This window comes from Glutamicibacter sp. MNS18 (genome assembly GCF_026107515.2).
Taxonomy (GTDB): Bacteria; Actinomycetota; Actinomycetes; order Actinomycetales; family Micrococcaceae; genus Glutamicibacter.
The window spans coordinates 44,981-68,350 of the sequence record NZ_JAPCHW010000017.1; the positions used below are offsets into that span (position 1 = coordinate 44,981).

Below are 23,370 nucleotides of genomic sequence, written 5' to 3' on the forward strand. Positions count from 1 at the left end.
TCAGCGGCCGGCGGGGAAATCTGTGGATAAGTTCCCGCGGCGGGCCAGGACGCTGGCCAGCTGGTCGGCGATGGCTGCGGTCCAGGCCGGGATCACCAGCCGCCCGACGCCGAGCAGCACGAACAGCACCGTGGTGGCCTCGGCGGAGTTGCTGGCCAGCAAGGTGGCCAACGACATCAGCAGTCCCATGGCCAGCCCGGCGATCCAGCCCGGGCCGCGGCGGCCACGCAGGATGAACCAGCCGGTGAGCATCAGTAGCGGTAGCAGGAATCCGCACGCGGTCAGGTAGCCGGAGTAGGCGCCGGTAAGGTCCAGGGAGCGGAGCAGGAACCAGTCGCCGTATTCGATGCCGCCCAGCACCGGGGCCTTGAGCAGGGCATCGAGCAGCAGTGCCGCCAGGACCAACCCCAGCCCCCACCCCTTGGCGGTGCCGGTGCCCGGCAACAGCGCCCAGCAGCAGGCCAGCACCAGTACCCGCACCGCCCACAGCGTGACCACCAGGAAGCTGCCGCCGGCCAGCATCAGGTGGGCCAGCCCCAGCGCCGAGTTGGCCACCAACCCGATGAGCAGGACCAGCCAGAGCAGGATCGCTCGCGGGGAGAGGTTCAGGCGTTGTGGCTGCGGGCTCACTGGGTGGTGTCTCCTGTGCTCGGGGGGCGGGGTGGGGCGGCGCTGACGCGGCCCCGGTTCATCGTCCGCCAGCTTAACCCGGCCGGCTGTGCCCGCGCTGGGTGACACCCCGGGCCAGCCGGCCGCGGTGGGTCAGTCCTCGAGTTTCAGCGCCTTGCGCAGGGTCAGTGCCCCACCGGTGTGCATCACCGCGCGGCGGTAGATGCGTTCGGCGAAGACCAGCACCAGCCAGCAGAAGCCGAGCACGATGAGCAGCGAGAGCACCGGCTCCCACCAGGGCACGGTCCCGGTCAACAGGCGGATCGGCATGGCCACCGAGGAAACGATCGGGACATAGGAGGCGATGACCAGCACCGTGCCCTTGGCGTAGATGCCCACGAACAGGATCGCGATCAGCAAGGTGACCACCGGGCCGGAGGACTGCTGCAGGTCCTCGGTGCGTGCGGCCAGGGCGCCCAGGGCCGCCCAGAAACCCGCGAGCACCAGGAAACCGGCCAGGAAGAAGACGACGAACCAGGTCGCCACCTGGAAGACCACACCCAGGAACGGGATCTGCACCGGGGAGAGCCAGGCGGCGCCCAGCCCCACGCCCAGGAAGACCAGCAGCTGGCCGAGGGCCAGGATGATGTTGCCCAGGATCTTTCCGGCCAGCAGGTCGCGCAACCTGATGGCGCTGGCCAGGATCTCCACCACGCGGTTCTGCTTCTCCTCGATCACCGAGTTCGCGATCGGCATGCCGAAGATCAGCGCGGCCATGTAGAACAGGAAGGAGAAGATGAACGCCATGGCCTGGATCATCGAATTGCGTTCGGCGTCGCCCTCGAGCAGTTCGACCGAGACCAGGTCCGTGCCGGGCAGCTGCTCGGGGTTGATTCCGGCCGATTCCAGCATCCGGGTGGTGAGCACCTGCTGCGCGGCGGCATCCAGCAGGCCGGTCAGCTTTCCAGGGACCTCCTCCCGGCCCTGGATGACGAACCCGCCGTCGGCCCCGGCGGAGAGCACCGCGGTGAGCTTGCCGTCGGCCAGGTCGGTTCGGGCCCGCCCGGCGTCGATATTCTGCACCGACAGGTCCACGTCATCGGGCTGGTCCTGCTGGGCCTGGTAGAGCACGGCCAGGGACAGCTCGTCGCCGCCGGCCACCGAATAGTTGGCGGTGCGGTTGGCCAGGAAGGAAGTGACCACGATGGAGCCGATGATCAGCAGCACGGTGATCAGGGTGGAAATGATGAAGGCCTTGTCGCGGACCTTGGTTTCGACTTCGCGCAGGGTGACGGTCAGCCAGGCTGGGGTGCTGTTCATCGGATAACCTCCCGGTAGATGTCGGCCAGGGTGGGGCGGTGCAGGGAGAACTCCAGGACCCTGCCACGCTGCAGCGACTCGGTGAGCACCTGGTGGGCGATGTGCGGGGAGTCGAAGCGGATCAGTGCCTCGGGCCCGGAAATGTCCAGCGCCTGCACCCCGGGTACCTCGCGCAGCCACCCGGTATCGCCGTCCAGCACCAGCCGGTGCTTGTCCGCGTGGTTCTCGCGCAACGTCTCGGCCGGCCCGCTGGCCACCACCGTGCCATCCTGGATGATCACCAGGTTCTCGACCAGGGTTTCGAGCAGGTCCAGTTGGTGCGAGGAGAACAGGATCGGCACCCCGCGGGTGGCGTAGTCGCGCAGGATCGAGCTCATCGCATCCACCGCCAGCGGGTCCAGCCCGGAAAACGGCTCGTCGAGTACCAGCACCGCCGGATCGTGCAGCAGGGCCGCGCTGACCTGGACGCGTTGCTGGTTGCCCAGTGACAGGGATTCGAGCTTGGCCTTGGACCGGTCGGCCAGGCCGAAGCGTTCGAGCAGGTCCAGTGCGCGTTGGCGGGCCAGCGGGCGGCTGAGCCCGTGCAGCGAGCCCAGGTAGACGAGCTGGTCGATGACCGGTTGGCGGGGGTAGAGCCCGCGTTCCTCGGGCATGTAGCCGAAGTCGGGGCGGGTAGTGGCGCCCAGCTCCTTGCCGTCCAGCCGCACGGTGCCGCCATGGGCGGTGAGCAGACCCATGATGATACGCATGGTGGTGGTCTTGCCTGCCCCGTTGGCGCCGACGAATCCGGTCAGCGCGCCGCGCGGTACGTCGAAACCGACATCGCGCAGGACCGGACGGTCCCCGAAGGACCGTGTGATGCTCTCCAATTGCAGCACGCTGTGCTCCTTGTGGTGTGGTAGCCGTTTCCTTGGCTTCCAGCCTAGGAAACCGGCGGGCCGGGCGGCTCACGCTTCAGGATGAAACTATTGGATGAGTCCGGCCCGGTGGGCGAAAAGCACCGCCTGCACCCGGTCGCGCAGGTTGGTTTTGGCCAGCAGGTTGGACAGGTGGGTCTTGACCGTTGCCTCGCTCAACCCCAGCTGGGCGGCGATCTCCTGGTTGTTGCCCCCGGTGGCCAGCAGGGCCAGCACCTGCCGCTCCCGCTCGGTCAGGCTCTGCAGCAGCTGGCTCTCCGGCCCCGGTTCGGCCGGTCGGCCGGCGGTGCGGCGCCGGATGAGCTTGAGGGTGACCTCCGGGGCCAGCAGCCCGTGCCCGGCCGCGACCTGGTGCACCGCATGGATCAGCGTTTCGGGTTCGGTGTTCTTCAGCAGGAATCCGCTGGCCCCGGCGTCCAGCGCGTCGAACAGGTAGTCGTCGCGGTTGAAAGTGGTCAGCACGATGATCTTGGCGGCGGTGTCGCGCACCAGCTGTCCGGTGGCCGCGATCCCGTCCAGCTCGGGCATCTGGATGTCCATCAGCACCACCTCGGGCCGCAGTTCGGTGACCGTGCTGATCGCCTCGTACCCGGTGTTCGCGGTGCCCACCACGCGAATCAGCGGGTCGGTTTCCAGCACAAGTTTGAGGCTGGAAACGATCAGCGGCTGGTCGTCGGCGATCACGACGCGGATGGTGTTCATGCTTCCAGCCTAGTGGCAGGCTCGGAAGTCACGCGCAACCGGGCGCGGGTGCGCCAACCGCGTTCGGCGCGTGGCCCGATCTCCACCTCGCCGTGATGCAGCTTGGCCCGTTCGCGGATGCCGCGCAACCCGAATCCGGATCCCCCGGTGCCCGGGCGGGCCCGCCCCTCGTCGGTGACCTCGACCTCCACCCAGGTACCGGCGTCGTCGGTGCCCGAACGCAGGGTCAACCGGGCACTCCGGGCGGTGGAATGGGTGCGTACATTGGCCAGCGCCTCGGAACTGATCCGGTACAGCGCCAGGGACAGGCCCTGCGGCAGGGTGGTGAGGAAATCCGGGCGGTGTTCGGCCCGGGTGAGCTGGACGCTGAGCCCCAGCCCGGCCTGGTGGGCGATGAGCCGGTCCAGCTGGGCCAGCGAGGGTTCCGGATGCCGGGTGCCATGCAGCTCCTGTTGCCCGCCGCCGCCCTGGGGTTCGCGTAGCACTCCGAGCAGCGCCCGGGTTTCGGCCACGGCGTTGCGGGCCGAGCCCTCGATGCCGCGCATCAGCTCGGCGGCCTTGGCCGGGTCGCGCTCCTGGACCATGCGCGCGGCGGAGGCCTGGACACCCACCGAGGAGATGTGGTGGGCGATCACGTCGTGCAGCTCCCGGGCGATGCGCAGCCGTTCCTCGCTGACCGCGCGAGCGGCCAGTTCCTGGGCCTGGGCGGCGATCCGTTCGGCCTGCGCGGCCACCAGCTGGTTGGCGTAGGCGTTGGACCAGCTGGTCAGGCCGAGGAAGATGGCGCCGCCGAAGTACAGCAGGTTCACCATGAAGGTGTAGAGCGGCAGCGCGGTCAGCGGATCCAGCGCACCGGCCGGGTCCTGGACCAGCTGGCGTCCGGTGGCGCTGAGCAGGTCCGAGGTGAAGAAGGAGAGCACCAGCCACAGGCCCATGGCCAGCAGCACCACACCCAACCCCGTCCACAGGGCCCGGCGGTTACGCGCCCAGGCGATCGCGGAGTAGAGCGCCAGGAAGTAGCCCAGCTGGGCGCATAGCTGCATGGCCACGATGGCGGTGTCACCCACCCCGGCGACCATGAACGCGGCCGAGGAGAAGAGCATGATCAGTATCGGCCAGCGCCGGCGCAGCATGAGCGGCAGCACCAGCGAGGCGGTGACCAGGTAGGCCAGCGGGCGGGAGACCGCGGTATCCGCTTCGGTGAGCGACTGGACCAGTTCCTGCATCAGCAGGGCCAGTGCCAGGAAGGCCAGGGCGGCCAGCACATCGCGCCGCAGGCCCTGCGCATCGGGGGCCGGGCGTTCCCAGTCGCTGGGTGGAAGCGAGGGCACACGCCGGTGCACCAGATCGGCAAGTCGGGACATGGTGGCATCCTTGGGCGGTCGGCAGCTGCTACCACAGCACCTTACCGCCCGGGCTGCGCCCGCGGATGGGCCTGGCGGATTACGCCAAAGGTGGCAGGTGGCTGGAAGAAGTGGTTACCGAGCGGTAATGTGACGGTATGCACATGATTTTTCGTATCTTCGCCCTGCTGCTGGCCGGCCGCAAACGCCCGCGGATCTCGATGCTGGATGTGGGCAGCGTGCCGATGCGCGCGACGCTGACAGACATCGACTTCGCCGGGCACATCAACAACGGCATGTACTTCTCCATCTTCGACCTGGGGCGTTTCGACCTGATGTTCCGCTCCGGGGTGTGGGCAACGATCCGGAAGAACAAATGGAGCCCGGTGGTGCAGGCGGAGATGATCACCTTCCGCAAATCGGTGAAGCTCGGCACCCGCTTCAGCCAGGAGACCCGGCTGCTGGGCCTCGACGAGAAGTGCGTCTACTTCGAACAGCGGATCGTGGTGGACGGGGAGATCTACGCCCGGGGCTACATCGCCACCCGGATGGTCTCGAAGTCCGGCCCGGTGCCCAATGAGAAGATCCTGGCCGCCGCCGGGGTGAGTCTGCCGGCGGACCGGCAGGTGCCCGAATGGATCACCACCTGGCGGGAGAACAGCTCCCTGCCCGGGGCCCGCAAACCGGCGCCGCACCGCTGGCTGGGCTGACCCGGCCAGGTTGCGGGCGGCTCTAGGCCTTGGCAGCCGCGATGAACCGGGCGATCAGGGTCCGGTCCTTGACCCCGCGGGAGGATTCGACGCCGGAGGAGACATCGGCCCCGGTGGCCCCGGACAGCTGCAGGGCGCGGGCCACATTGGCGTGGGTGAGCCCGCCGGCCACCAGCCAGCTACGGCCCGCTGCCAGCGGGCGCACGGCCGCATAGTCCCAGCTTTCCCCGCTGCCGGGCACCGCGGCGTCGATCAGCAACAGGTCCTCACCCCAATCGGTGAAATCCGCGGCCGCCGCATCCATGCGCACCGCGCGGATGGCCCTGAACCCGGCGGCCTGCACCGCGGCGATATCCTCCGGGGTGCGGGCCCCATGCAGCTGGATCCAGCCCAGCCGGGCCGCGCCGGCCAGTTCGATGGCCCGCTGCACCGGTTCGGAGCGGAAGACCCCGACGGTGGCCACCGTATCGGGTACCGGGCCCACCAGCCCGGCGGCCTGCGCCGGGGTGACTTCCCGCGGCGAGGCGGTGAGCACAAAACCCAACGCGTCGGCACCGTGTTCCAGTGCGGTGTCCACATCCGCGGCGGTTGACAACCCGCAGATCTTCACCAAGGCGCTGCTGCCCAATCTAGATGACCTCATTGGCGGTAGGGGCCGGGGAGCCGGCATCGGCCAGGTGGGTGGGGGTGTAGCCGCCCGGCGCATTGGCGCGGATCGCCACCAGGGCCCGGGCATGATCCCATAACGCCCGGTCCTCGGTGCTGACCGGTTCCCAGCGCGGAACCGCCACCGCCGTGCCGGTCTCGTCGCGGGCCACCATCACCGTCAGGCAATAGGTGGTCAGCTGCATGTCCCGGGTCTTGGGGTCGCCCGAGCGCACATGCACCGCAATGTGCATGCCCTTGGTGCCGGTGTAGACCAGTCGCGCCTCGACCTCCACCAGGTCCCCGATCAGCAGCGGGCGGTAGAAGCGGATGCCGCCGGAGAAGACCGCCACCGCATCCAGCCCGCAGTACCGGGCGGCGCACAGGGAAGCGGCCTGGTCGATCCATTTCATCACGATCCCGCCGTGCACCTTCCCGCCCCAGTTCACGTCGTTGGGCTCGGCCAGGAATCGCAGGATGATCCGTTCGGCGGTTCCGTCGCCGGTGTACTGCTGGCCCTTCATCTCCGCCACGATCGCGTCGCGGATGCCGATGCGGGCCAGCGCCTGCTCCCGGCGTTCGGCCTGCAGGGCGGTTGCCGGGGTGAAGGCGGGCACCGGGCGGGATTTGCCCGCCTCATCCACGGCCACGAAGATCACCAGGCAGGTGGTGGAGGTGCGGGTCCCGGTGCCGCGCAGGTCGCGGAAGGAAACCTCGGTGTACACGTGCATGGAGGAGGTGCCGGTGTACACGATGCCGGCGGTGACCTCCACCAGGTCCCCGGAACGCACCGGGGCGGCAAAGTGGATGTTGCCCACATACGCGGTGACGCAGTAGCTGGAGGCCCAACCCACCGCGGCGGCGTAGGCGGCCTTGTCCACCCATTCAAGTACCGTGCCGGCCTCCACGGTGCCGGACAGGCCCACATCCATCGGGGCGGCCAGGAACCGGAGCGTGATCTCATGCGGGCGTGCGTTATCCATTGCACCAGTGTCCAGTACCGGTATGTGCCCACGCAATTGCATGACATCGCCCCGGGCCGCGGCCACCCGGCCTACCATGGAGGGGTGAGTAAGGTTATTGTGCCCGGTTCTTCGCCCACCGTACCGGTGGTGGGGCTTGCGGTAATCGTCAGCGCCGCGACCGCCTGGCTGGCGGTGCTCTTGGGTGCCGGGCTGGACGCGGTGCTTGCGGACAGGCCCCCGGCTGCGGCCTGGTACCTGCAGGTGGCCCTGGCGTTGCTGGCCGCCGGGACCGGGCTGGTGCTGATCCCGGTGGTGATCCAGCGGGCCTCGGGGCGGATGCAGGCCGGGGTGCGTGCCCGGCTGCTGGAGCACTACCTGGCCATCGGCCCCCTGGCCCTGGCCCGCGGCGGGCACGGCCAACGGGTGAACACCGCGATGGATGCGGTGGACCGGATGGTGCGCTACCGGGCCGGATTCACCGGTCCGGCGCTGGCCGCGGTGATCACCCCGTTCATCGTGCTCGGATTCGTGGCGGTGTTCCTGGACGCCTCCGCCGCCGCAATCCTGGGGATCCTGCTGCTGCTGGTGCCGGTGATCGTACTGGGTTTCCAACGGCTGTTCCGTTCCTCCTCCGGTGCCTACCGGCGCGCCCAGGGAACCCTGGCCGCGGTATTCATGGACGCGCTGCGCAACCTGGGCATGCTCAAGCTGAACAACGCCTCGGGCTGGATGGGAACCAAGGTGGCTGCCGCAGCGCAGAACGTGCGGGTGCAGGTGATGAAACTGCTGGCCCGCAACCAGCTGGTGCTGCTGGTCATCGACGCCACTTTCGCCCTGCTGCTGCTTTCCACCGCAGCGCTACTGGCCTGGTGGAAGGTGGACACCGGGGTGCTGGGGGTCGGTGGCGGGTTGTCCCTGCTGGCGCTCAGCTTCCTGATGCTGGCCCCGGTGAACTATGTTGGCAGCTTCTTCTACATCGGGATGACCGGCAGGACCGCCCAGGAGCGGATCACCCAGGTGCTGACCGAGGAACCGCATCCGGGGATGCTGACCGCGCTGAAGGTGGACCTGCGGGCCACCGGCCTGCACCTGGAATCGGTGGCCGCCGGCTACGAGGACGGTGCGGATGCGATCAGCGGGATCAACCTCAGCTTCCCGGCGGGCTCGCGCACCGCGGTCATCGGCGCCTCGGGCAGCGGGAAGAGCACATTGCTGCGGCTGCTGTCCGGGCAGCTGGAAACCAGTGCCGGGCTGGTCCACGACACCCGGCAGGCACTGGGTACCGCCACCCTGCGCTGGAATACCGCGGTGGTGGAGCAGAACTCGACCCTGTTTGCGATGAGCCTGCGCGAGAACCTGGCCCTGGCCGATCCCCAGGCCACCGACCAGGAGATGATCGGGCTGTTGCACCGGGTGGGGCTGGGGGACTGGTTCGAGGCCCTGGAGCAGGGGCTTGATTTGCCGCTGGGAGAAGGCGGGGCCCGGCTCTCGGGCGGGCAGGGCCAACGCCTGGCCATCGCCCGGGCGGTGCTGGCCGACCGGCCGGTGCTGCTGCTGGACGAGCCGACCAGCGCACTGGATGTGCATACCGAAGCACAGGTGTTGCAGCTGTTGGGTACCGTCGGGCAGGGCCGCATCACCATCACCGTGACCCACCGGCTGTCGATGCTGGCTGATTACGACCGGGTGGTGGTGATGGAGGCGGGCAAGGTCATCCAGGCTGGACGGACCCAGGCGGTGCTGGCCCAGGATGGCTACCTGGCCCGCGCCATGGCCGCCTACACCCGGCGCAGCGAACGCATCGGGGGCCACCGGTGAACCGCCCGTCAACCGGCAGCATACAAGGCAACCTGCGACCGGCAGTGCGCTGGATCCTTCACAGCACCCGGGACCTGGTCGCCCCGCTGCTGCTGGCCAGCGTGCTGGCCTGTTGCACCCGGCTGGCCGCGTTGGGCATCTACTATGTGGCCGCCCTGGGGCTGGCGCAGGCCGCGGGGCTGCCGGTGACGCTGCCCGGAGCCGGGCTCGGCTACCCGGCGCTCGCCGGATGGCTGGTTGCGCTGGCCCTGGCCAAGGGCGGGCTGCGGTACGCCGAGCAGTTCACGGGCCACAAGGTGGCCTTCCTGGCGTTGGCCCGGCTGCGCACCCGGATCTATGCCGACTACGAACGCCAGGCCCCGTTTCCGGCCGGGGCACACAGCGGGGCGATGCTGCAACGGGCGGTGCGCGATATCGACCGGGTGGAGGTGTTCTTCGCGCACACCCTGCCCCCGGCCGTCGCCGCGCTGGTACTGAGCACCCTGGTGGCGGTGTGGGCCATGGCGACGGTGCAGCTGGCTGGCGGGCTGATCCTGCTGGCCGGCTACCTGCTGCTCGGAGCGCTGGTGCCGCTGCTCGGGTTGGGCACGATCGGCCGCGCGGCGGCCGAGGAGACGGCGGCCCGCCGGCTGACCAGTGCCCGGATCGCCGACACGCTCTCCGGGGCCGGGGTGGTCTTCAGCCTGGACGCCCAGCGGGCCATGGCAGCCCGGCTGGAACCCGATGCGCACCCGTCGCCGGGCGCCGGACGTGCCTCCTGGACGCTGGGGTTGCGCTCGGCCCTGGTGGGCCTGGTCCCGTGGATCAGCGCGCTGTTGATCCTGCTGGCAGGGGCCCGGAATGTGGAGCCCGGCCCGCTGCTGGTGCTGCTGGTGCTCGCCGTACCCTCCTTCGAGGCGGTGCGGGCGGTGGACGGGTTCGTCGGCTCGCTGCAGGAATCCCTGCACAGCATCGAACGGCTGTACGCGAACCACCAGATGCCCCCGCCGGTTGCCGAACCGCGGCACCCGCTGCCGCCCGGCACCTCGCACACCGGGCTGGTGGTCCGGGACCTGCAGGTGGTGCGGGATCGGAACACCGTGGTGCGCCACCTGGACTTCCACGTGGCCCCGGGCAGCCGGGTGGGCATGGTCGGGTCCTCGGGCTCGGGCAAGTCCTCGGTGGCCGCGGCCCTGGTCCGCGCCCTGCCCTGCACCGGTCGGGTCACCCTGGATTCGGTGGACACCGCGCACCTGGCCCAGCAGCAGTTGCGCGAGCGGCTGGTGCTGGTGGCCCAGGACGATTCGCTGATCCGCGGCACGCTGCGCGAGAACCTGGCGCTGGGCCGGGAGGACCTGGACGATGCACTGCTGGTGAGCACGCTGGAGGAAGTCGGGCTGGGTCCGTGGTTCAAGACCCAGCGTGCCGGGCTGGACACCCGGCTGGGGGAGCGCGGTGCGCGCATCTCCGGCGGGCAGCGCCAGCGGCTGGTGCTGGTGCGGGCCTTGCTGCGTTCGCCGAGGATCCTGCTGCTGGATGAGGCCACCAGCGCCCTGGATACGCATACCGAGGCGCAAGTGCTCGATGCCCTGCAACGCCGGGTGGCCCAAGGGATGGGACTGGTCATGATCAGCCACCGGCTGGCGGTGCTGGAGGAATTCGAGACGGTGCTGGTCCTGGAGGACGGGCAGGTGCGCGAACGCGGCAGCGCCCGGCAGTTGCTGGCCGATTCGGGCTCGCTGTTCCACCTGATGCGCCGACGTGAGCTGGAGAGCATCGACGCCGAATCCGGTCGCTGATACCGGCGGACCCTACCGCCGGCACCCGCCGCGGGGCTAGGCTCGGGGCATGGCACGGTTTTTTGTTCTGGTGTTCCTGATCCTGCTGTGTGCCGCGGCGGTGTTCGCCGCGATCTTCGCCATCGCACTGGGCAGCCATGCCTGGTGGGTGCTGGTGGCGGTCTGCGCACTGCTGCTGATCCTGGCGATCCACGATGTGGTGCAGACCAAGCACGCGATTCTGCGCAACTTCCCGGTGCTGGGCCATACCCGGTTCTTCTTCGAGTTCATCCGACCCGAGATCCAGCAGTACTTCATCGAACGCAATACCGACGGCAAGCCCTTCGACCGGGACACCCGCTCGCTGATCTACGCCCGGGCCAAGGGGGCCGACAGTCACAAGGCCTTTGGCACCGAACGCGACGTGAACCGCACCGGTTACGAATACCTGCTGCATTCCACCGCGCCGACCTCCCCGCCGCAGGACCAGCACAGTGTGCTGATCGGCTCCAGCCAGTGCCGGCACCCGGCCCGCGTCTCGTTGCTGAACATCTCCTCGATGAGCTTCGGGGCGCTGTCCAGGAACGCCGTGCTGGCGATGAACAAGGGCGCGGCCATGGGCGAATTCATCCACGAAACCGGGGAAGGCGGGCTGACCGACTTCCACCTGCGCTACGGGGCGGATGTGTTCTGGGAAATCGGGTCCGGCTACTTCGGTTGCCGCACCGAGAACGGGCGATTCAACCCCGAGGCTTTCGCCCGGAAAGCCGCCCACGAGTCGGTCAAGGGCATCACCATCAAGCTGTCCCAGGGAGCCAAGCCCGGACTGGGCGGGGTACTGCCGGCCGCCAAGGTCTCGGCGCAGATCGCCAAGGCCCGCGGGGTGCCGTTGGGCCAGGACTGCATCTCCCCGGCCAGCCACCCGGAATTCTCCACACCCCGGCAGCTGATGGACTTCGTGGCCCGGTTGCGTGAACTCAGCGGCGGCAAACCGGTGGGTATCAAGTTCTGCGTCGGTTCGCGCACCGATGTGCTGGCGATCTGCAAGGCGATGATCGCCACCGGCATCCTGGTGGATTTCATCACCGTGGACGGCGCCGAGGGCGGCACCGGGGCCGCCCCACTGGAGTACGAGGACCATGTCGGTACCCCGTTGACCGACGGGCTGATGCTGGTGCACAACGCGTTGGTGGGCACCGGACTGCGCGACGAGGTGCGGATCGGGGCCGCGGGCAAGATCGCCACCGGCAGCGATATCGTCAAACGGCTGATCCAGGGGGCGGACTTCTGTTTCGCGGCCCGCCCGATGATGATGGCCACCGGTTGCATCCAGGCCCAGAAATGCCATACCAACCGCTGCCCCGTGGGGGTGGCCACCCAGGACAAGCGGCTGGTCATGGCGCTGAACGTCGAGGACAAGGGCAACCGGGTGTACAACTACCACCGGTTGACGGTGACCGAGGCCGCCCAGATCATGGCCTCGATGGGGCTTGAGGGCCCGGACCAGCTCACCACCCGGATGCTGCGCCGCCGGGTGAACCTGCAAAGCACCCGGTCCTATGCCTCGCTCTTCCACTGGCTGCGCCCCGGTGAACTGCTCGACGATGTACCCAGCAGCTGGGCCGAGGACTGGGCGGAGTCCGACGCGGAGCATTTCGGTGAACACGCCCCGTTGACCTTCGGCTCCCCGCATTCGGTGCGCATCCTGGAACCGCACGCGCACGCCGGGTACCCGAACTCGGTCAGCGCCCCACGGGTGGAACCACGTGAGGGGCACAGCGTCAAGCCGGTGCACCCCGACGCCACCCGGCCCGAGGGCAAGCCCGGCCGGTAGCAGGGCTGCGGTGTCCGCTGCTACATCAGGGCGGTGAGCGCCGGGATATCCACCTCATCCAGGGTGCCCGGGCTCCACGCCGGGTTCCGGTCCTTGTCGATCACCTGGGCGCGGATGCCTTCGGCCAGATCCGGCAGGTGCATCAGGTAGTCGGCCAGGCGCAACTCGCGGTCCAGGGCCGAACGCAGGTGGTCCTCGGCGCGCGCTGCACGCACCGCCAGGAAGGCGCTGGTCACCGAGGTGGGCGAGTTGGCGCGGATGGCCGCCGCGGCAGCCGCGGCCCGCGGATGCACCATGGCATCAAGCCGTGCCAGGACCTCGGCCGGGGAATCGGCCGAGAAGGCATGGTCGATCCACCCCTGCTCGGCTTCCAGCGGGCTGGGGGCCACGGACCCGTGCAGCAGCTCCAGCGAGGCGATCATCTGGCCGGCATCCAGACCGATAAGGTCATCGAGTTCATCAAGCAGCCCGGGTAGTGTCCCCGCGGGGAGCACCACATCGGCGAAACCGAGGAAGGGTGCATCGGCACCGGTGAAGCTGCCCGCCGTCATCGCGAAGTACTCACCGAAATACCCGGGGGACCTGGCCAGCAGATGGCTGCCGCCGACATCGGGGGTGTAGCCGATCCGGGTCTCCGGCATCCCCATCCGGGCATCACGGGTGACCACCCGTACCGGGGCATGGGAGGCCAACCCGATGCCGCCGCCCATGGTGATACCGTGGGCCAGGCTCAGCACCGGTTTCGGGTAGGCAGACAGGAAGTGGTCGATCACGAACTCCAAGGCCAGCAGGTCGTGGAAGGCGGCATGCTCCCCGGAGGTGACCGCCTGGTGGAAGGCGGCGATATCCCCGCCGGCGCAGAACCCGCGCTCCCCGCGCCCGCCGAGTACCACCAACTGCACCGTGCGGTCCTCCGCCCAGCGGCGCAGGATGCCGTCCAGGGCGGTGAGCATCGGCAGGTTCAATGCGTTGATCTTCTGCGGACGGTTCAGTTCCAGATACCCGATGGGTCCGTGGGTGCGGGCAACAACCAGTTCGCTCATGGTTCTCCTAGGGTCGGGAATGACGGGACTCAGCCCAGGGTGGGGTGCCGGTCCAGGACCTGGGACAGCCGGTCCAGCACAACAGCGGCCTTGGGCTTGGCACCCTGCTCGGGCATCAGCGCGAAGATCGAACGGGCCAGCCTGATTTCCGGTGCGTCCACGATGCGCAGCCCTTCGGGGGCACGGGCCATGGCCAGATCGGGAACCAGTGCTGCGCCGAGCCCGGCGGCCACCAGGTTCAACGAGGCCTCGAAGTCATCACAGTAGGCGGCCACCTGGGGGTGGATGTTGTACGAGGCGAAAAGCCGGGCGATCAACGTGGCATCGGAGGCGCCGGGGTGGTGCATGATCCAGGGCCATTGGGCCAGCTGGTCCAGGCTGAGCGTCGAGTCATCGGCCATCGGCCAGCTGGCCGGGATGACCACACGGAACTGGTCGTCGCCCAGCCAGGCGCGGGACAGGTTGGCCGGCCAGCTCAGGCCCCCGGGGCCCACCTGGAAGATCAGCGCCAGGTCCAGGTCGCCGCCGGCCCCCAGCCCCGCCACGGTCTGCTGGGGTTCGCCGATCCACAGTCGCAGGTTGATACCCAGTGAATTCCAGTCCGGGGCGGAGAGCAGTTGCGGCAGGGCGTAGGCGGCCAGCGAGGGGAAGATGCCCACCCGGATTTCCTCGCGCTGCTGGCCCTCGGTCGAGGCGGTGGCCACGTCGGCCATCAACGCGTCGATATCGGTGAGCACGCGTTTGGCGTGGCGCACCATGCGCAGGGCGGCCGGGGTGGGGGTGATGGACCGGGCCCCGCGCAGGAACAGGGTGGTGCCGGCGCTGCGTTCCAGCGCGGTCATCTGCTGGGACACCGCGCTGGCGGTATAGCCCAGGCGCGAGGCGGCCGTGGCGAAGGAGCGGTGGCTGACCACTTCGAGCAGGGTGCGGAGGTGAACCGGGTTAATCACGTACCAAAGTCTAGGCGCTCCGCGTGGACAACGTCTGCCGAACCCCTGCGCAACGGTGCCGCGGCCTAGGGATTGTCCTCGGCCTGCTCGAGGTCATCCGGGTTGAAGCGCTGCTCCAGGAACTCGTTGTCCAAATCGCTTTCCTCCTCCAGGTCGTCGTCCAGCAGGTAGCTGCGTTGTGCCAGCGGGTCGATGTTGCGCATGCTTTCGGGCATGTCGCTGGAACCCTCATAGGCCTGGGAATCACGGCCGTCATCGGGCTCGTACAAGTCGTTTCCGTATTGCGGGGCGAAGTCCGACGGGTCCAGTTCGCGGGTCATGGCGCACTCTTTCGGTTATCCGAGGGGTACCTAGTTAGCCTTGGGAAACCCCTCGTGGCTACTGTGTACCTACAGCCTAGGACCTTGGACCGGCCAGCGGAAGAGCGCGGTGCACACGGCTTTGGCCCGGGCCGGCCGGACCGGAAACGGACGGCATCAGGCGTGGTCGCGGCGGTATTGCTCGAGCAATGGGGCACACCGGTAGGACAGGTGGGTGTGCAGTGCGAAGGTGGTCTCCGAGCGCTTGACCCCGCGGATGCGCAGGATCTGGCGTAACGCGCCCTGCAGCTGGTGGGTGTCGGCCGCGGCCAGGCGCAACCACACGTCCCCGTTGCCGGAGATCTCGTGCACCTCCAGGATATTGGGGATGCCACGCAACGCCGAAATCACCGCGTCGATGTCCCGGTGCATCACTTCCAGGGTGACGAAGGCCAACACGTCGTAGCCCAGCCCGGCCAGGTCGATATCCCGCCCGCCATCACGCAGCACCCCTCCGCGAAGCAGGCGCCGCATCCGGCTCTGGGCGGTGTTGCGGGCAATGCCCACCTGCTCGGCCAGATCCGAAATCTGGATCCTCGGATCGGCGATCATGGCCAACAGGATCTTCACGTCGACGTCGTCCAAACGCACCAAAAGTACACTCCACACTCTTCGGGATCACCGATTTTTGGATGTTTTGCTCAATCGATCCGTATGGGGATGATTGTTCTTCTTGTTTTATCCCATATTAGTGAGTGCACGTGCCATTTGTGGACTCAACACAGAGCACAATGCGCAATCTCACGGAACAGGCGGTCCACCTGCTGGCTGTTCCGATCATCGGCTGGCCGCCGCCAGCGAAGGGAACCAAGGGAAAGGCGGGGCATGATGTCGGTCCTCAGCGAGCTGCGGATGCAACCGCATGTGGGCGGGTACACCTTCTGGGACGCCTCGGCCGGGATGCGGCTGGCGTTGTCGGGGCTGGTGATTTTTGTGCTCTTGTGCGGGGCGAACCTGGCCACACCGCTGTATCCGGCCTTGCAGGAACAGCTGTCGCTCGGGCCGATGGGGACCACGGTGGCCTTCGCCAGCTATGTGCTCGCGCTGCTGTTCTGCCTGGTGAGCATCGGCCACTGGTCCGATCACATTGGGCGCCGGGCGGCGCTGATCCTGGCCGTGCTACTCGGACTGGCCGGAAGCCTGGTGTTCGCCTCCGCCCAGGGGCTGGTCGGCTTGTGCGTCGGCAGGGCCCTGCAGGGGGCTTCGGTTGCGATGGCCACCGGTGCCAGTGCCGCGGCCCTGCGCGAACTACTGCCCAGCAAACCGCAGTGGGCCTCGCGTTTCACCTTGCTGGCTTCCGCAGGTGGGGTGGCCCTCGGCCCGCTGCTTGGCGGGCTGCTGGCCCTGCTGCCAGGTGGCAACGCGACCCCGTTCAGGGTGATCGGTGCGGTACTGCTGTTACTCCTGGTTCCCCTGACGCTGCTGCGGGCCCGCCCGGCCATTGCCCTGGCCGCCCCGGGGGAACGCGGCCGGGCCCTGGCCCCGCGGGCCGGCATCATCCCGGCCACCGCCGGCGGGGAATTCTGGATGGCGGGGTTGACGGGGTTCCTCAGCTTCGCGATCTTCGGTTTTGTCCTGTCGCTGGCCCCCGGGCACTTGTCCGCGGTGTTCGCCCTGCATTCACTGCCGTTGATCGGGTTGCTGGCCGGACTGGCCTTGCTGTCCTCCTCCCTGGTCCAGCTGGGGAACCTGCATGGGAGGCATGTGCAGTCCTCCGCCACCTTGGCGCTGGCGGTCGCGTTGCTGGGACTGCTGATCGGCCTGCACTACTCGTTCCTGTCGTTGGTGGTCCTCTCGATGCTGTTGTTGGGCGCCGGTCAGGGGGTGGCCTTCCAGGCGGCCTTCGGCGCGGCGGTGGATGCGGTGCCGGTGGCCGAACACGCCCGGACGGTCTCGGCGGTGTACGTGATCACCTATCTGGGAAGTACGCTGCCGGTGATCGGCCTGGGATGGGCTGCCGGGGTATTCGGACTGGGTGTGAGCATCCAGGTATTCCTGCTCGGGGCGATACTGATGGCGCTGGCCCTGGCCGCCGTTGCCTGGCGGAGTGAGCGGCTTCGGATTCCCCGGGCCGGGCGTACAGTGGAATCATGAACCAGAAGTCTTCAACCCCCGTATCCACCACGGCTGCCTCCGCCAGCCGGTGGGCAGCAACCGCCCGTGTCCTGGTGCCGGCGATCTGGGCCGGACTGGTCATCGGCATTTCCTTCATCGAGGCGCCACTGAAATTCCAGGCGCCGGGTATCACCATTCCGCTGGGTCTGGGCATTGGGCGGCTGGTCTTCGCCGCGATGAACGTGGTGGAAATCCTGTTGTTCCTGGCCCTGCTGGCCGGTTCGATCAAACGTGGCGTGGACAGGCTCTGGTGGTTCGTGGTGGGGTTGGCCGGATTCTGGCTGCTGCTGAAAACCGTGGCGATCCGCCCTGGCCTGTCCCGGCGGACCGATGCGGTGCTCTCCGGGGATTTCGAGGGTGGCTCGCTGTGGCATTACGCCTATATCGGGGTGGAAGCGGCCCTGTTCGCGACCCTGGTACTCGCCTTGGTGCTGGCTGCCCGACGCTGGATCAGCCCCAAGGGCTGAGCCGCCTCCCGTGGAGTCGTTCAGGCGGTGGTGGCCAGGGCGCAGGCCTGGGCCGTCAGCTGAACGGACTCCAGACGGTCCTCCTCATTGACCGGGTGGTGCACGGTGATCAGTTCATCGGCTCCGGTGCTCTGCGCAAAGTGCTCCAGGTAGCTGGCCACCTCCTGCGGCGCCCCCAGGGCGGTGTAGCGCATCATGTCCAGGATCTGCTCGGCTTGCGCGGTACCCATCAGCATGTCGATCTCGGCCTCGGTGAAAGGCCGTTCGCGTCCGCGGCCCAGGAACGCGGCGACCCGTTGCCGTTTGGCCTGCTCCAGCAGTTCGTGGGCACGGGCATTGTCCGCGGCGGCCAGGACGCCCACCCCGGCAATCACATAGGGTTCGGACAGTTGGTCGGAGGCGGTAAATTCGCTGCGGTACACGTTGATGGCCTGGTGAAGGGCCGCCGGCGCGAAATGCGAGGCGAAGGAGTACGGTAGTCCGAGCTGGGCGGCCAGTTTGGCGCCGAAGAGCGAGGAGCCCAGGATGTAGAGCGGGACGTTGGTGCCCGCCCCGGGAACCGCCTGCACCCCGGCAATCCGTGATTGCCCGGCAAGGTAGGCCTGCAACTCCAGGACGTCATGCGGGAAGGACTCCGCGGCCGCCGGTTCGCGGCGCAACGCGCGCAAGGTCACCGGGTCGGTACCCGGAGCACGGCCCAAGCCCAGGTCGATGCGGTCCCCGAAGATCTCGGCCAGGGTGCCGAACTGTTCGGCAATCACCAGCGGGGAATGGTTCGGCAACATGATGCCGCCGGATCCCAGCCGGATCCGCGAGGTGTGGTGGGCGATGTGCCCGATCAGTACGGAGGTCGCCGACGAGGCGATGGTCTCCATATTGTGGTGTTCGGCGTACCAGATGCGCTCGTAGTTCCAGCGTTCTGCCAGCTGCGCCAGCCGGACGGAGGCCCTGAAGGAATCGGATACGGTGCTGCCCGGTGCGACCGGTGCCAAATCAAGAATGGAAAGCTTCACATATTCCTCAACCCGCACCGGGGCGCAGGTATTCCGCACACCGTTTTCGGGGCAAGAAAAAACCGGTGCTGTTCGGATGAACCGAACAGCACCGGTGATTCAAGCTTGGCGTGTAGCCGCTTCGCCTTTAGAGAGCGCGAATGTCAGCTGCCTGCAGGCCCTTCGGGCCCTCGACAACCTCGAACTCGACCTTCTGGCCTTCGTCCAGGGTACGGAAGCCCTGGGTCTGGATGGCGGAGAAGTGTGCGAAGACGTCAGGCTCGCCACTGTCCGGAGCGATGAAGCCGAAGCCCTTTTCAGCGTTGAACCATTTCACGATTCCAGTTGCCATTATTCTATTTGGTCCTTTCAGACGTATTCCACCACACCTCGTGGCGGAAATGGTTGTTTCCACGCAAACCGGTGTCGATTCCCCGTGTAGGGAACTGCCTGCCGGTTGTGCAAAGCAGCCAGGTCATTCACTTCACGTCTAGAAAGGCTTGTGGACGTTCAACTGGTGAGGTCTTCAAGCTTCTAAAGGGTACTTCGCGAATTACTTTGAAACTACATCTCCTAGCCTACGTGGAGATTCGCCCCAACTGAATAACTTCGGACGAATTAATCTAGATTTTGGCAAAGAAACGACTAATAGTCACCTTGCGACGGGTTTGACCACCCGGAAAACGACAATCGCGGCCACCAAAGCCAGTAGTGCAGCCAGCGATGCGGTGACCAGCACACCTTGGTCAAAGGAGTGCGCGGCCGCTTCAAGCAGCGTCACGGAGGTTGTGCCATCCAGTTCCCCGGCCACCGTGTGGGCGCCGGAGAGGGTCTGGGTTGCTGCTTCGGCCTGGGCCGGGGACAAGGAGGAGGGGACCTGCAAGGTGACGGCATAGATCCCGTTGAGGATTGTGCCCAGCACCGCGGTGCCCAAAACGGAACCGATTTCGTAGGCGGTTTCGGAGATCGCCGAGGCGGCACCGGCCTTGGCCGCAGGCACCTCGGAAATCACCAGGTCGTTGGACAGGGTCTCGCTCATTCCCACCCCCAGGCCCAGGATGCAGAAAGCCACCAGCAACCAGTTGTCGTTGCCGGTGGAACCGGCGAACACCACGATGCCGTAGGCCAGGGCGCTGAGCACCAGTCCGGCGATCATGACATTCGAGGCACCGAAACGCTTGGCGAAACGTACCGCCAGCAGCCCGAAGACCATGGTCAGCACCAGTCCGGGCGTCATCCATACGCCGGCCTCAAACGGGGTCAGCCCGGAGATCAGCTGCAGATGCTGGGAGACGAAGTAGATGAAACCGACCAGGGAGAACACGCCGATCAGGTTGATGACCAGCGCTCCGGAGAAGATCCGGTTGGTGAACAGCCGGACATCGAGCATCGGGGTTGGCTGTCCCAGCTGTCGGCGCACGAACACCACACCGCAGACAACGCTCAGCACCAGTGCGATGACCGGGATGAACCACGGTCCGCTGCTGATCGACTTGATGCCGTAGACGAACGGAAGCAAGGTCATGATGACCAGCAGGATCGAGATCGGGTCGACCTTGCCCGGATTGGGATCCTTGGACTCCGGCAGCAGGATCAGCCCGCCGATCAGCAGTGGCAGCAGCATCGGCACGGCCAGGAAAAACACCGAACCCCACCAGAAATGTTCAAGCAGGATACCGCCGATGATCGGTCCCAATACGGCGCCGCCGGAAAAGGCCGCTGCCCAGATGGCGATCGCGGTCCGGCGTTCGGTGGGGTCCTCGAAGATGTTGCGCAGCAGCGACAGGGTGGCGGGCATCAGCATGGCGCCGAAGAATCCGAGCAGCACCCGTGCGGCGATCAGCTGGCTGGCATCGGTGGCGAAGGCCGCCACGCCCGAGACCAGCGCGAAGCCGACGGCGCCGGTCAGCAGCAGCTTGCGCCGCCCGATCCGGTCTCCCAGTGACCCCATCGGCACCAGCAGGCCCGCGAGAACCAGCGGGTAGATATCGATGATCCACAACAGTTGGTTGCCGGTGGGCTGCAGGGCCGCCGAGATGGCCGGAACGGCAAAGGACAGTACGGTGTTGTCCACCGAGACCAGTAGTACGGGAAAGAGCAGTACAGCCAGCGCGGCCCATCGCCGCCGCGTGCTGAGCGGGCGGGGTTGGGTCTGTACTGTCAGGTTCTCCATGGCGGTTCCATCTATGTCGGTGTTGCGGATCAGTGCGTGGGTCGGTAACCCAACAGTTACTGTACCGTCTGGACGGTATTGTTACAATGAGAGGGTACTGTCAGATCAATCACCCGCTGGAGTCGATAGTCCTATGGCCAGACCGCCCTTGGCACGAACCAAAATCCTGGACGCCTACGTCTGGCTGTTGTGCGAAGAGGGGGAGCGGGCCGCGACCATTGACGCCACGGCGGCACGTGCTGCGGTCTCCAAGGGGGGACTGCTCTACCACTTCGCCTCCAAGGAGGCCCTGGCCCAGGCGGTGATCGGCGCCTGCACCGAGCTGGCCGCACGGGACTGCCAGGAGATGGCGGCGGCCCCGGAGGGCACCTCGGTCCACTTCGTTCGGACCTCCGCCGTCCTGGGGACCGAGTTCGACCGGTATCTGCTGGCGGTGGAGCGGCTGAGCCAGGCCGGCAATGAACAGGCCGCACAGTGCCTGAAATCCATTAGCGGGCAGTGGTACGAACTGATCCTGGCCGAAGTCCGGGACCCCGCCGTCGCCCAGGCGATCATGCTGATCGGGGAGGGAATCTACGCCCATGCCGGTCGTCCGGCATGGTGGCACGACTCGGATTTTGATGATCGGCTCACCCAGTTACTAGAGTTGGTGGCTAATATGAAAAAGTTGGGCAATCTCAACGAATAGCACGGTACTGAGGGAGCTCATGGGTCAAGGTAGGAACAAGACGCCACTACGCGGACGTATCGGGGCCTTGCTGGGCATCTTGCTGATGGCGTTGTCGTTGCGCGCGGCGGTGGTCTCCGTACCGCCGCTGTTGCAGCGTATCCAGGAGAACATCGCCTTCACCGAATTCACCACGGGGCTGCTGGCCATGCTGGCGCCCATCGCCTTCGCAGTGTTCGGATTGCTCACCCCGCGGATGATCCGCGCCTGGGGGTTGGAACGCACCTTGGTTCTTGCGGTCCTACTGGCCGTGGCCGGTCAGTTGGCCCGCCCCTGGGTTTCGGACGTGTACCTGTTCCTGGGATTATCCATCGTGACCCTGGCCGGCTACGGGATGGGCAATGTGGTGCTGCCGCCACTGGTGAAGAAATACTTCCCGGATCATATCGGGCTGGTCACCAGCGGGTATGTGACCCTGCTGGCGGTGGGGACCTGGATCGCCCCGCAGTTCTCGGTCCCGCTGGCCGACCTGTCCAGCTGGCAGTTGTCCATCGGATCGTGGGCCGTGCTCTCGGGCATCGTACTGCTGCCGTGGCTGGTCCAACTGATATCCGACCGCAGGATCCAGCGCCCGGAGCAACCGGTCCCGGTTCCCGGTGCGGCGCCGACCGTCAGGATCAACCCGTGGCGTTCCAAGGTCGCCTGGGGCCTGGCGATCTACCTGGCAGGCAACTCGGCGCAAACCTATGTGTACTTCACCTGGCTGCCCCCGTACCTGGTGGCCCAGGGGCTCGATGAGGGGACCGCCGGAACCATGCTGGCGCTATTCGCCATCCTCGGCCTGCCGGTCAGTCTGCTCGTTCCCCTCTGGGTGCCGCGACTCAAGCACCCGATCGTCGCCGTCGGGCTGTTCACCCTTTGCTGGATTGCAGGCCACCTGGGCATCTACCTGTCGCCCACCGGGAATATCGCCCTGTGGGTCGCGCTGGCCGGGTTGGGGCAGGGCACGTTCGCCATCGCCTTGCTGATGATGAACCTGCGCTCGCGCACCACCTACGGGTCCGGGGTGCTTTCGGGATTCGCCCAGGGACTGGGGTACGCCGGAGCCGCCATCGTGCCGATGCTCTTCGGCGTGGTGCAGAAGGCCACCGACTCGTGGGGTGCGGCCTTCTCCATGCTGGGGTTGTGCATCGTGGTGATGCTGGCCGGGGCGATCATGATCAATCCGCCGCGGGCGATCGAGGACGATGCCCCCGGTGGTGAAAACCTGGGCAAACGCGAGCGGATCGACTGAGTCATCCGCCCACCGCCGCTCAGTAGTGGCGCTGGGGTCCGTCGCTGCCCGGAGCCGGCGGCTCCCGGTGCCAGTGCCCGGCGGCCATCGGCACCTTCCAGCCGTACTTGAGCGATGCGAGGCGGGCGAGGAAAACCACCACGGCCACCGCCACTCCGGTCACGGGATTGAACCAGCCCAGCACCCAGAGTAGCGACACGATGGCGGCCCCGGCAATGGCCGGCAGTGCATAGATGTCGCGGGGGTTGAACAGCTCCGGGGTCACGTTGGAAATAACGTCACGCAGCAACCCGCCACCCACGGCCGTGGTCACCCCCAACAGCACCGCGGTAATCGGGTTCATCCCGAAGGTCAGCGCCTTCAGCGTCCCGGTGACGCAAAACAGCCCCAGCCCTCCGGCGTCGAACAGCAGGATCAGGCGGTGCAATTTCTGTACCGCGGGGGTGAAGAAGTACACCAGCAGGGCACCGAGCACCGCCGGGACAAAGTACACCGGGTTGGTGAACGTCGCCGGGGTCTGGTCCAGGATCAGGTCACGGACCACGCCTCCGCCCAGCCCGGCGACCCCGGCCAGGAACATCGAGCCGATGATATCGAAACCACGTCGGGCCGCCACCAGGGAACCGGAGACGGCAAAGAAGAAGATCCCAACGAGCTCGATCAGCAGAAACATTGTAGACAAGGTGGTTA

General features: G+C 67.2%; 23 protein-coding genes. 8 read left to right on the plus strand and 15 right to left on the minus strand.

Annotated features, from left to right (window positions below):
* The 5 genes from OK351_RS16415 to OK351_RS16435 all read right to left on the minus strand — a co-directional run bounded on the left by OK351_RS16415 (window position 1) and on the right by OK351_RS16435 (window position 4,912).
* Window positions 1-630 (minus strand): hypothetical protein, encoded by a 630-nt coding sequence (locus OK351_RS16415; RefSeq protein WP_265161191.1) that lies wholly within the window; start codon window positions 628-630, stop codon window positions 1-3.
* Window positions 631-762: 132 nt separating this feature from the next.
* On the minus strand, window positions 763-1,929 hold the full coding sequence (locus tag OK351_RS16420) for an ABC transporter permease (RefSeq protein ID WP_265161193.1): 1,167 nt from the start codon (window positions 1,927-1,929) through the stop codon (window positions 763-765).
* Window positions 1,926-2,807, minus strand: a complete 882-nt coding sequence (locus OK351_RS16425) for an ABC transporter ATP-binding protein (RefSeq protein ID WP_265161195.1) — start codon at window positions 2,805-2,807, stop codon at window positions 1,926-1,928. Before OK351_RS16425 ends, OK351_RS16420 begins: the two co-directional genes overlap by 4 nt.
* An 87-nt stretch (window positions 2,808-2,894) precedes the next feature.
* Entirely contained in the window at window positions 2,895-3,548 is a 654-nt protein-coding gene (locus OK351_RS16430) for a response regulator (RefSeq protein WP_265161197.1), read from the minus strand.
* Window positions 3,545-4,912 carry a sensor histidine kinase gene (locus OK351_RS16435; protein WP_265161199.1) on the minus strand — a complete coding sequence of 456 codons (1,368 nt, stop codon included), beginning with the start codon at window positions 4,910-4,912 and terminating at the stop codon, window positions 3,545-3,547. The genes OK351_RS16430 and OK351_RS16435 overlap by 4 nt, the downstream gene beginning before the upstream one ends.
* Before the next feature lie 137 nt (window positions 4,913-5,049).
* On the opposite strand from OK351_RS16435, the gene OK351_RS16440 reads away from it, so the two are divergent.
* Window positions 5,050-5,601 carry an acyl-CoA thioesterase gene (locus OK351_RS16440; RefSeq protein WP_265161201.1) on the plus strand — a complete coding sequence of 184 codons (552 nt, stop codon included), beginning with the start codon at window positions 5,050-5,052 and terminating at the stop codon, window positions 5,599-5,601.
* A 22-nt stretch (window positions 5,602-5,623) separates the two neighbouring features.
* On the opposite strand, the gene OK351_RS16445 is transcribed toward OK351_RS16440, so the two are convergent.
* Complete coding sequence (locus OK351_RS16445) at window positions 5,624-6,244, minus strand: phosphoribosylanthranilate isomerase (RefSeq protein WP_265161202.1); 621 nt, start codon at window positions 6,242-6,244, stop codon at window positions 5,624-5,626.
* Window positions 6,231-7,229 carry an acyl-CoA thioesterase gene (locus tag OK351_RS16450; protein ID WP_265161203.1) on the minus strand — a complete coding sequence of 333 codons (999 nt, stop codon included), beginning with the start codon at window positions 7,227-7,229 and terminating at the stop codon, window positions 6,231-6,233. The genes OK351_RS16445 and OK351_RS16450 overlap by 14 nt, the downstream gene beginning before the upstream one ends.
* 84 nt (window positions 7,230-7,313) lie before the next feature.
* On the opposite strand from OK351_RS16450, the gene OK351_RS16455 reads away from it, so the two are divergent.
* The 3 genes from OK351_RS16455 to OK351_RS16465 are packed head-to-tail and all read left to right on the plus strand — an operon-like array spanning window position 7,314 to window position 12,620.
* Window positions 7,314-9,029 carry an ATP-binding cassette domain-containing protein gene (locus OK351_RS16455; RefSeq protein WP_265161205.1) on the plus strand — a complete coding sequence of 572 codons (1,716 nt, stop codon included), beginning with the start codon at window positions 7,314-7,316 and terminating at the stop codon, window positions 9,027-9,029.
* The gene (locus tag OK351_RS16460) at window positions 9,026-10,807 is read left to right on the plus strand and encodes an ATP-binding cassette domain-containing protein (protein ID WP_265161207.1); all 1,782 of its coding nucleotides are present in this window, start codon (window positions 9,026-9,028) and stop codon (window positions 10,805-10,807) included. Before OK351_RS16455 ends, OK351_RS16460 begins: the two co-directional genes overlap by 4 nt.
* A gap of 49 nt (window positions 10,808-10,856) precedes the next feature.
* Window positions 10,857-12,620 carry an FMN-binding glutamate synthase family protein gene (locus OK351_RS16465; protein ID WP_265161208.1) on the plus strand — a complete coding sequence of 588 codons (1,764 nt, stop codon included), beginning with the start codon at window positions 10,857-10,859 and terminating at the stop codon, window positions 12,618-12,620.
* Window positions 12,621-12,640: 20 nt separating this feature from the next.
* Here the strand turns inward: OK351_RS16465 and OK351_RS16470 are convergent, their stop codons facing one another.
* The 4 genes from OK351_RS16470 to OK351_RS16485 all read right to left on the minus strand — a co-directional run bounded on the left by OK351_RS16470 (window position 12,641) and on the right by OK351_RS16485 (window position 15,566).
* Complete coding sequence (locus OK351_RS16470; protein WP_265161210.1) at window positions 12,641-13,663, minus strand: enoyl-CoA hydratase/isomerase family protein; 1,023 nt, start codon at window positions 13,661-13,663, stop codon at window positions 12,641-12,643.
* A gap of 29 nt (window positions 13,664-13,692) precedes the next feature.
* Window positions 13,693-14,613 (minus strand): LysR family transcriptional regulator, encoded by a 921-nt coding sequence (locus tag OK351_RS16475; protein ID WP_265161212.1) that lies wholly within the window; start codon window positions 14,611-14,613, stop codon window positions 13,693-13,695.
* 65 nt (window positions 14,614-14,678) lie between these two features.
* Window positions 14,679-14,933 (minus strand): hypothetical protein, encoded by a 255-nt coding sequence (locus OK351_RS16480; protein WP_265161214.1) that lies wholly within the window; start codon window positions 14,931-14,933, stop codon window positions 14,679-14,681.
* 156 nt (window positions 14,934-15,089) lie between these two features.
* Window positions 15,090-15,566 carry an Lrp/AsnC family transcriptional regulator gene (locus OK351_RS16485; RefSeq protein WP_265161216.1) on the minus strand — a complete coding sequence of 159 codons (477 nt, stop codon included), beginning with the start codon at window positions 15,564-15,566 and terminating at the stop codon, window positions 15,090-15,092.
* A 231-nt stretch (window positions 15,567-15,797) separates the two neighbouring features.
* On the opposite strand from OK351_RS16485, the gene OK351_RS16490 reads away from it, so the two are divergent.
* Window positions 15,798-17,066, plus strand: coding sequence for an MFS transporter (locus tag OK351_RS16490; RefSeq protein WP_306349497.1), 1,269 nt, complete (start codon window positions 15,798-15,800; stop codon window positions 17,064-17,066).
* The gene (locus tag OK351_RS16495; RefSeq protein WP_265161218.1) at window positions 17,063-17,554 is read left to right on the plus strand and encodes a hypothetical protein; all 492 of its coding nucleotides are present in this window, start codon (window positions 17,063-17,065) and stop codon (window positions 17,552-17,554) included. Before OK351_RS16490 ends, OK351_RS16495 begins: the two co-directional genes overlap by 4 nt.
* Window positions 17,555-17,574: 20 nt before the next feature.
* On the opposite strand, the gene OK351_RS16500 is transcribed toward OK351_RS16495, so the two are convergent.
* From OK351_RS16500 to OK351_RS16510, 3 genes are all read right to left on the minus strand, one after another.
* The gene (locus OK351_RS16500; RefSeq protein WP_265161220.1) at window positions 17,575-18,567 is read right to left on the minus strand and encodes an LLM class flavin-dependent oxidoreductase; all 993 of its coding nucleotides are present in this window, start codon (window positions 18,565-18,567) and stop codon (window positions 17,575-17,577) included.
* Window positions 18,568-18,694: 127 nt separating this feature from the next.
* Window positions 18,695-18,898 carry a cold-shock protein gene (locus OK351_RS16505; RefSeq protein WP_265161222.1) on the minus strand — a complete coding sequence of 68 codons (204 nt, stop codon included), beginning with the start codon at window positions 18,896-18,898 and terminating at the stop codon, window positions 18,695-18,697.
* Window positions 18,899-19,198: 300 nt separating this feature from the next.
* The gene (locus OK351_RS16510; RefSeq protein WP_265161224.1) at window positions 19,199-20,719 is read right to left on the minus strand and encodes an MFS transporter; all 1,521 of its coding nucleotides are present in this window, start codon (window positions 20,717-20,719) and stop codon (window positions 19,199-19,201) included.
* Between the two features lie 148 nt (window positions 20,720-20,867).
* Here OK351_RS16510 and OK351_RS16515 point away from each other — a divergent pair, with 148 nt between their 5' ends.
* Together OK351_RS16515 and OK351_RS16520 are read left to right on the plus strand one after the other, a co-directional pair.
* Window positions 20,868-21,407 carry a TetR/AcrR family transcriptional regulator gene (locus OK351_RS16515; RefSeq protein WP_265161226.1) on the plus strand — a complete coding sequence of 180 codons (540 nt, stop codon included), beginning with the start codon at window positions 20,868-20,870 and terminating at the stop codon, window positions 21,405-21,407.
* Window positions 21,408-21,426: 19 nt separating this feature from the next.
* Complete coding sequence (locus OK351_RS16520; RefSeq protein ID WP_265161228.1) at window positions 21,427-22,680, plus strand: MFS transporter; 1,254 nt, start codon at window positions 21,427-21,429, stop codon at window positions 22,678-22,680.
* A 19-nt stretch (window positions 22,681-22,699) separates the two neighbouring features.
* On the opposite strand, the gene OK351_RS16525 is transcribed toward OK351_RS16520, so the two are convergent.
* A complete protein-coding gene (locus tag OK351_RS16525) occupies window positions 22,700-23,353 on the minus strand; it encodes a trimeric intracellular cation channel family protein (protein WP_265161255.1) in 654 nt (217 codons plus the stop codon).
* Window positions 23,354-23,370 lie beyond the last annotated feature (17 nt).

What these genes read in the sequence shown, in the direction of transcription:
- OK351_RS16420 (WP_265161193.1), bottom strand. Translation starts at nt 1,929, where the DNA reads ATGAACAGCACCCCAGCCTGGCTGACCGTCACCCTGCGCGAAGTCGAA.
- OK351_RS16430 (WP_265161197.1), bottom strand. Translation starts at nt 3,548, where the DNA reads ATGAACACCATCCGCGTCGTGATCGCCGACGACCAGCCGCTGATCGTT.
- OK351_RS16435 (WP_265161199.1), bottom strand. Translation starts at nt 4,912, where the DNA reads ATGTCCCGACTTGCCGATCTGGTGCACCGGCGTGTGCCCTCGCTTCCA.
- OK351_RS16440 (WP_265161201.1), top strand. Translation starts at nt 5,050, where the DNA reads ATGCACATGATTTTTCGTATCTTCGCCCTGCTGCTGGCCGGCCGCAAA.
- OK351_RS16445 (WP_265161202.1), bottom strand. Translation starts at nt 6,244, where the DNA reads ATGAGGTCATCTAGATTGGGCAGCAGCGCCTTGGTGAAGATCTGCGGG.
- OK351_RS16450 (WP_265161203.1), bottom strand. Translation starts at nt 7,229, where the DNA reads ATGGATAACGCACGCCCGCATGAGATCACGCTCCGGTTCCTGGCCGCC.
- OK351_RS16465 (WP_265161208.1), top strand. Translation starts at nt 10,857, where the DNA reads ATGGCACGGTTTTTTGTTCTGGTGTTCCTGATCCTGCTGTGTGCCGCG.
- OK351_RS16470 (WP_265161210.1), bottom strand. Translation starts at nt 13,663, where the DNA reads ATGAGCGAACTGGTTGTTGCCCGCACCCACGGACCCATCGGGTATCTG.
- OK351_RS16480 (WP_265161214.1), bottom strand. Translation starts at nt 14,933, where the DNA reads ATGACCCGCGAACTGGACCCGTCGGACTTCGCCCCGCAATACGGAAAC.
- OK351_RS16490 (WP_306349497.1), top strand. Translation starts at nt 15,798, where the DNA reads ATGATGTCGGTCCTCAGCGAGCTGCGGATGCAACCGCATGTGGGCGGG.
- OK351_RS16495 (WP_265161218.1), top strand. Translation starts at nt 17,063, where the DNA reads ATGAACCAGAAGTCTTCAACCCCCGTATCCACCACGGCTGCCTCCGCC.
- OK351_RS16505 (WP_265161222.1), bottom strand. Translation starts at nt 18,898, where the DNA reads ATGGCAACTGGAATCGTGAAATGGTTCAACGCTGAAAAGGGCTTCGGC.
- OK351_RS16510 (WP_265161224.1), bottom strand. Translation starts at nt 20,719, where the DNA reads ATGGAGAACCTGACAGTACAGACCCAACCCCGCCCGCTCAGCACGCGG.
- OK351_RS16520 (WP_265161228.1), top strand. Translation starts at nt 21,427, where the DNA reads ATGGGTCAAGGTAGGAACAAGACGCCACTACGCGGACGTATCGGGGCC.
- OK351_RS16525 (WP_265161255.1), bottom strand. Translation starts at nt 23,353, where the DNA reads ATGTTTCTGCTGATCGAGCTCGTTGGGATCTTCTTCTTTGCCGTCTCC.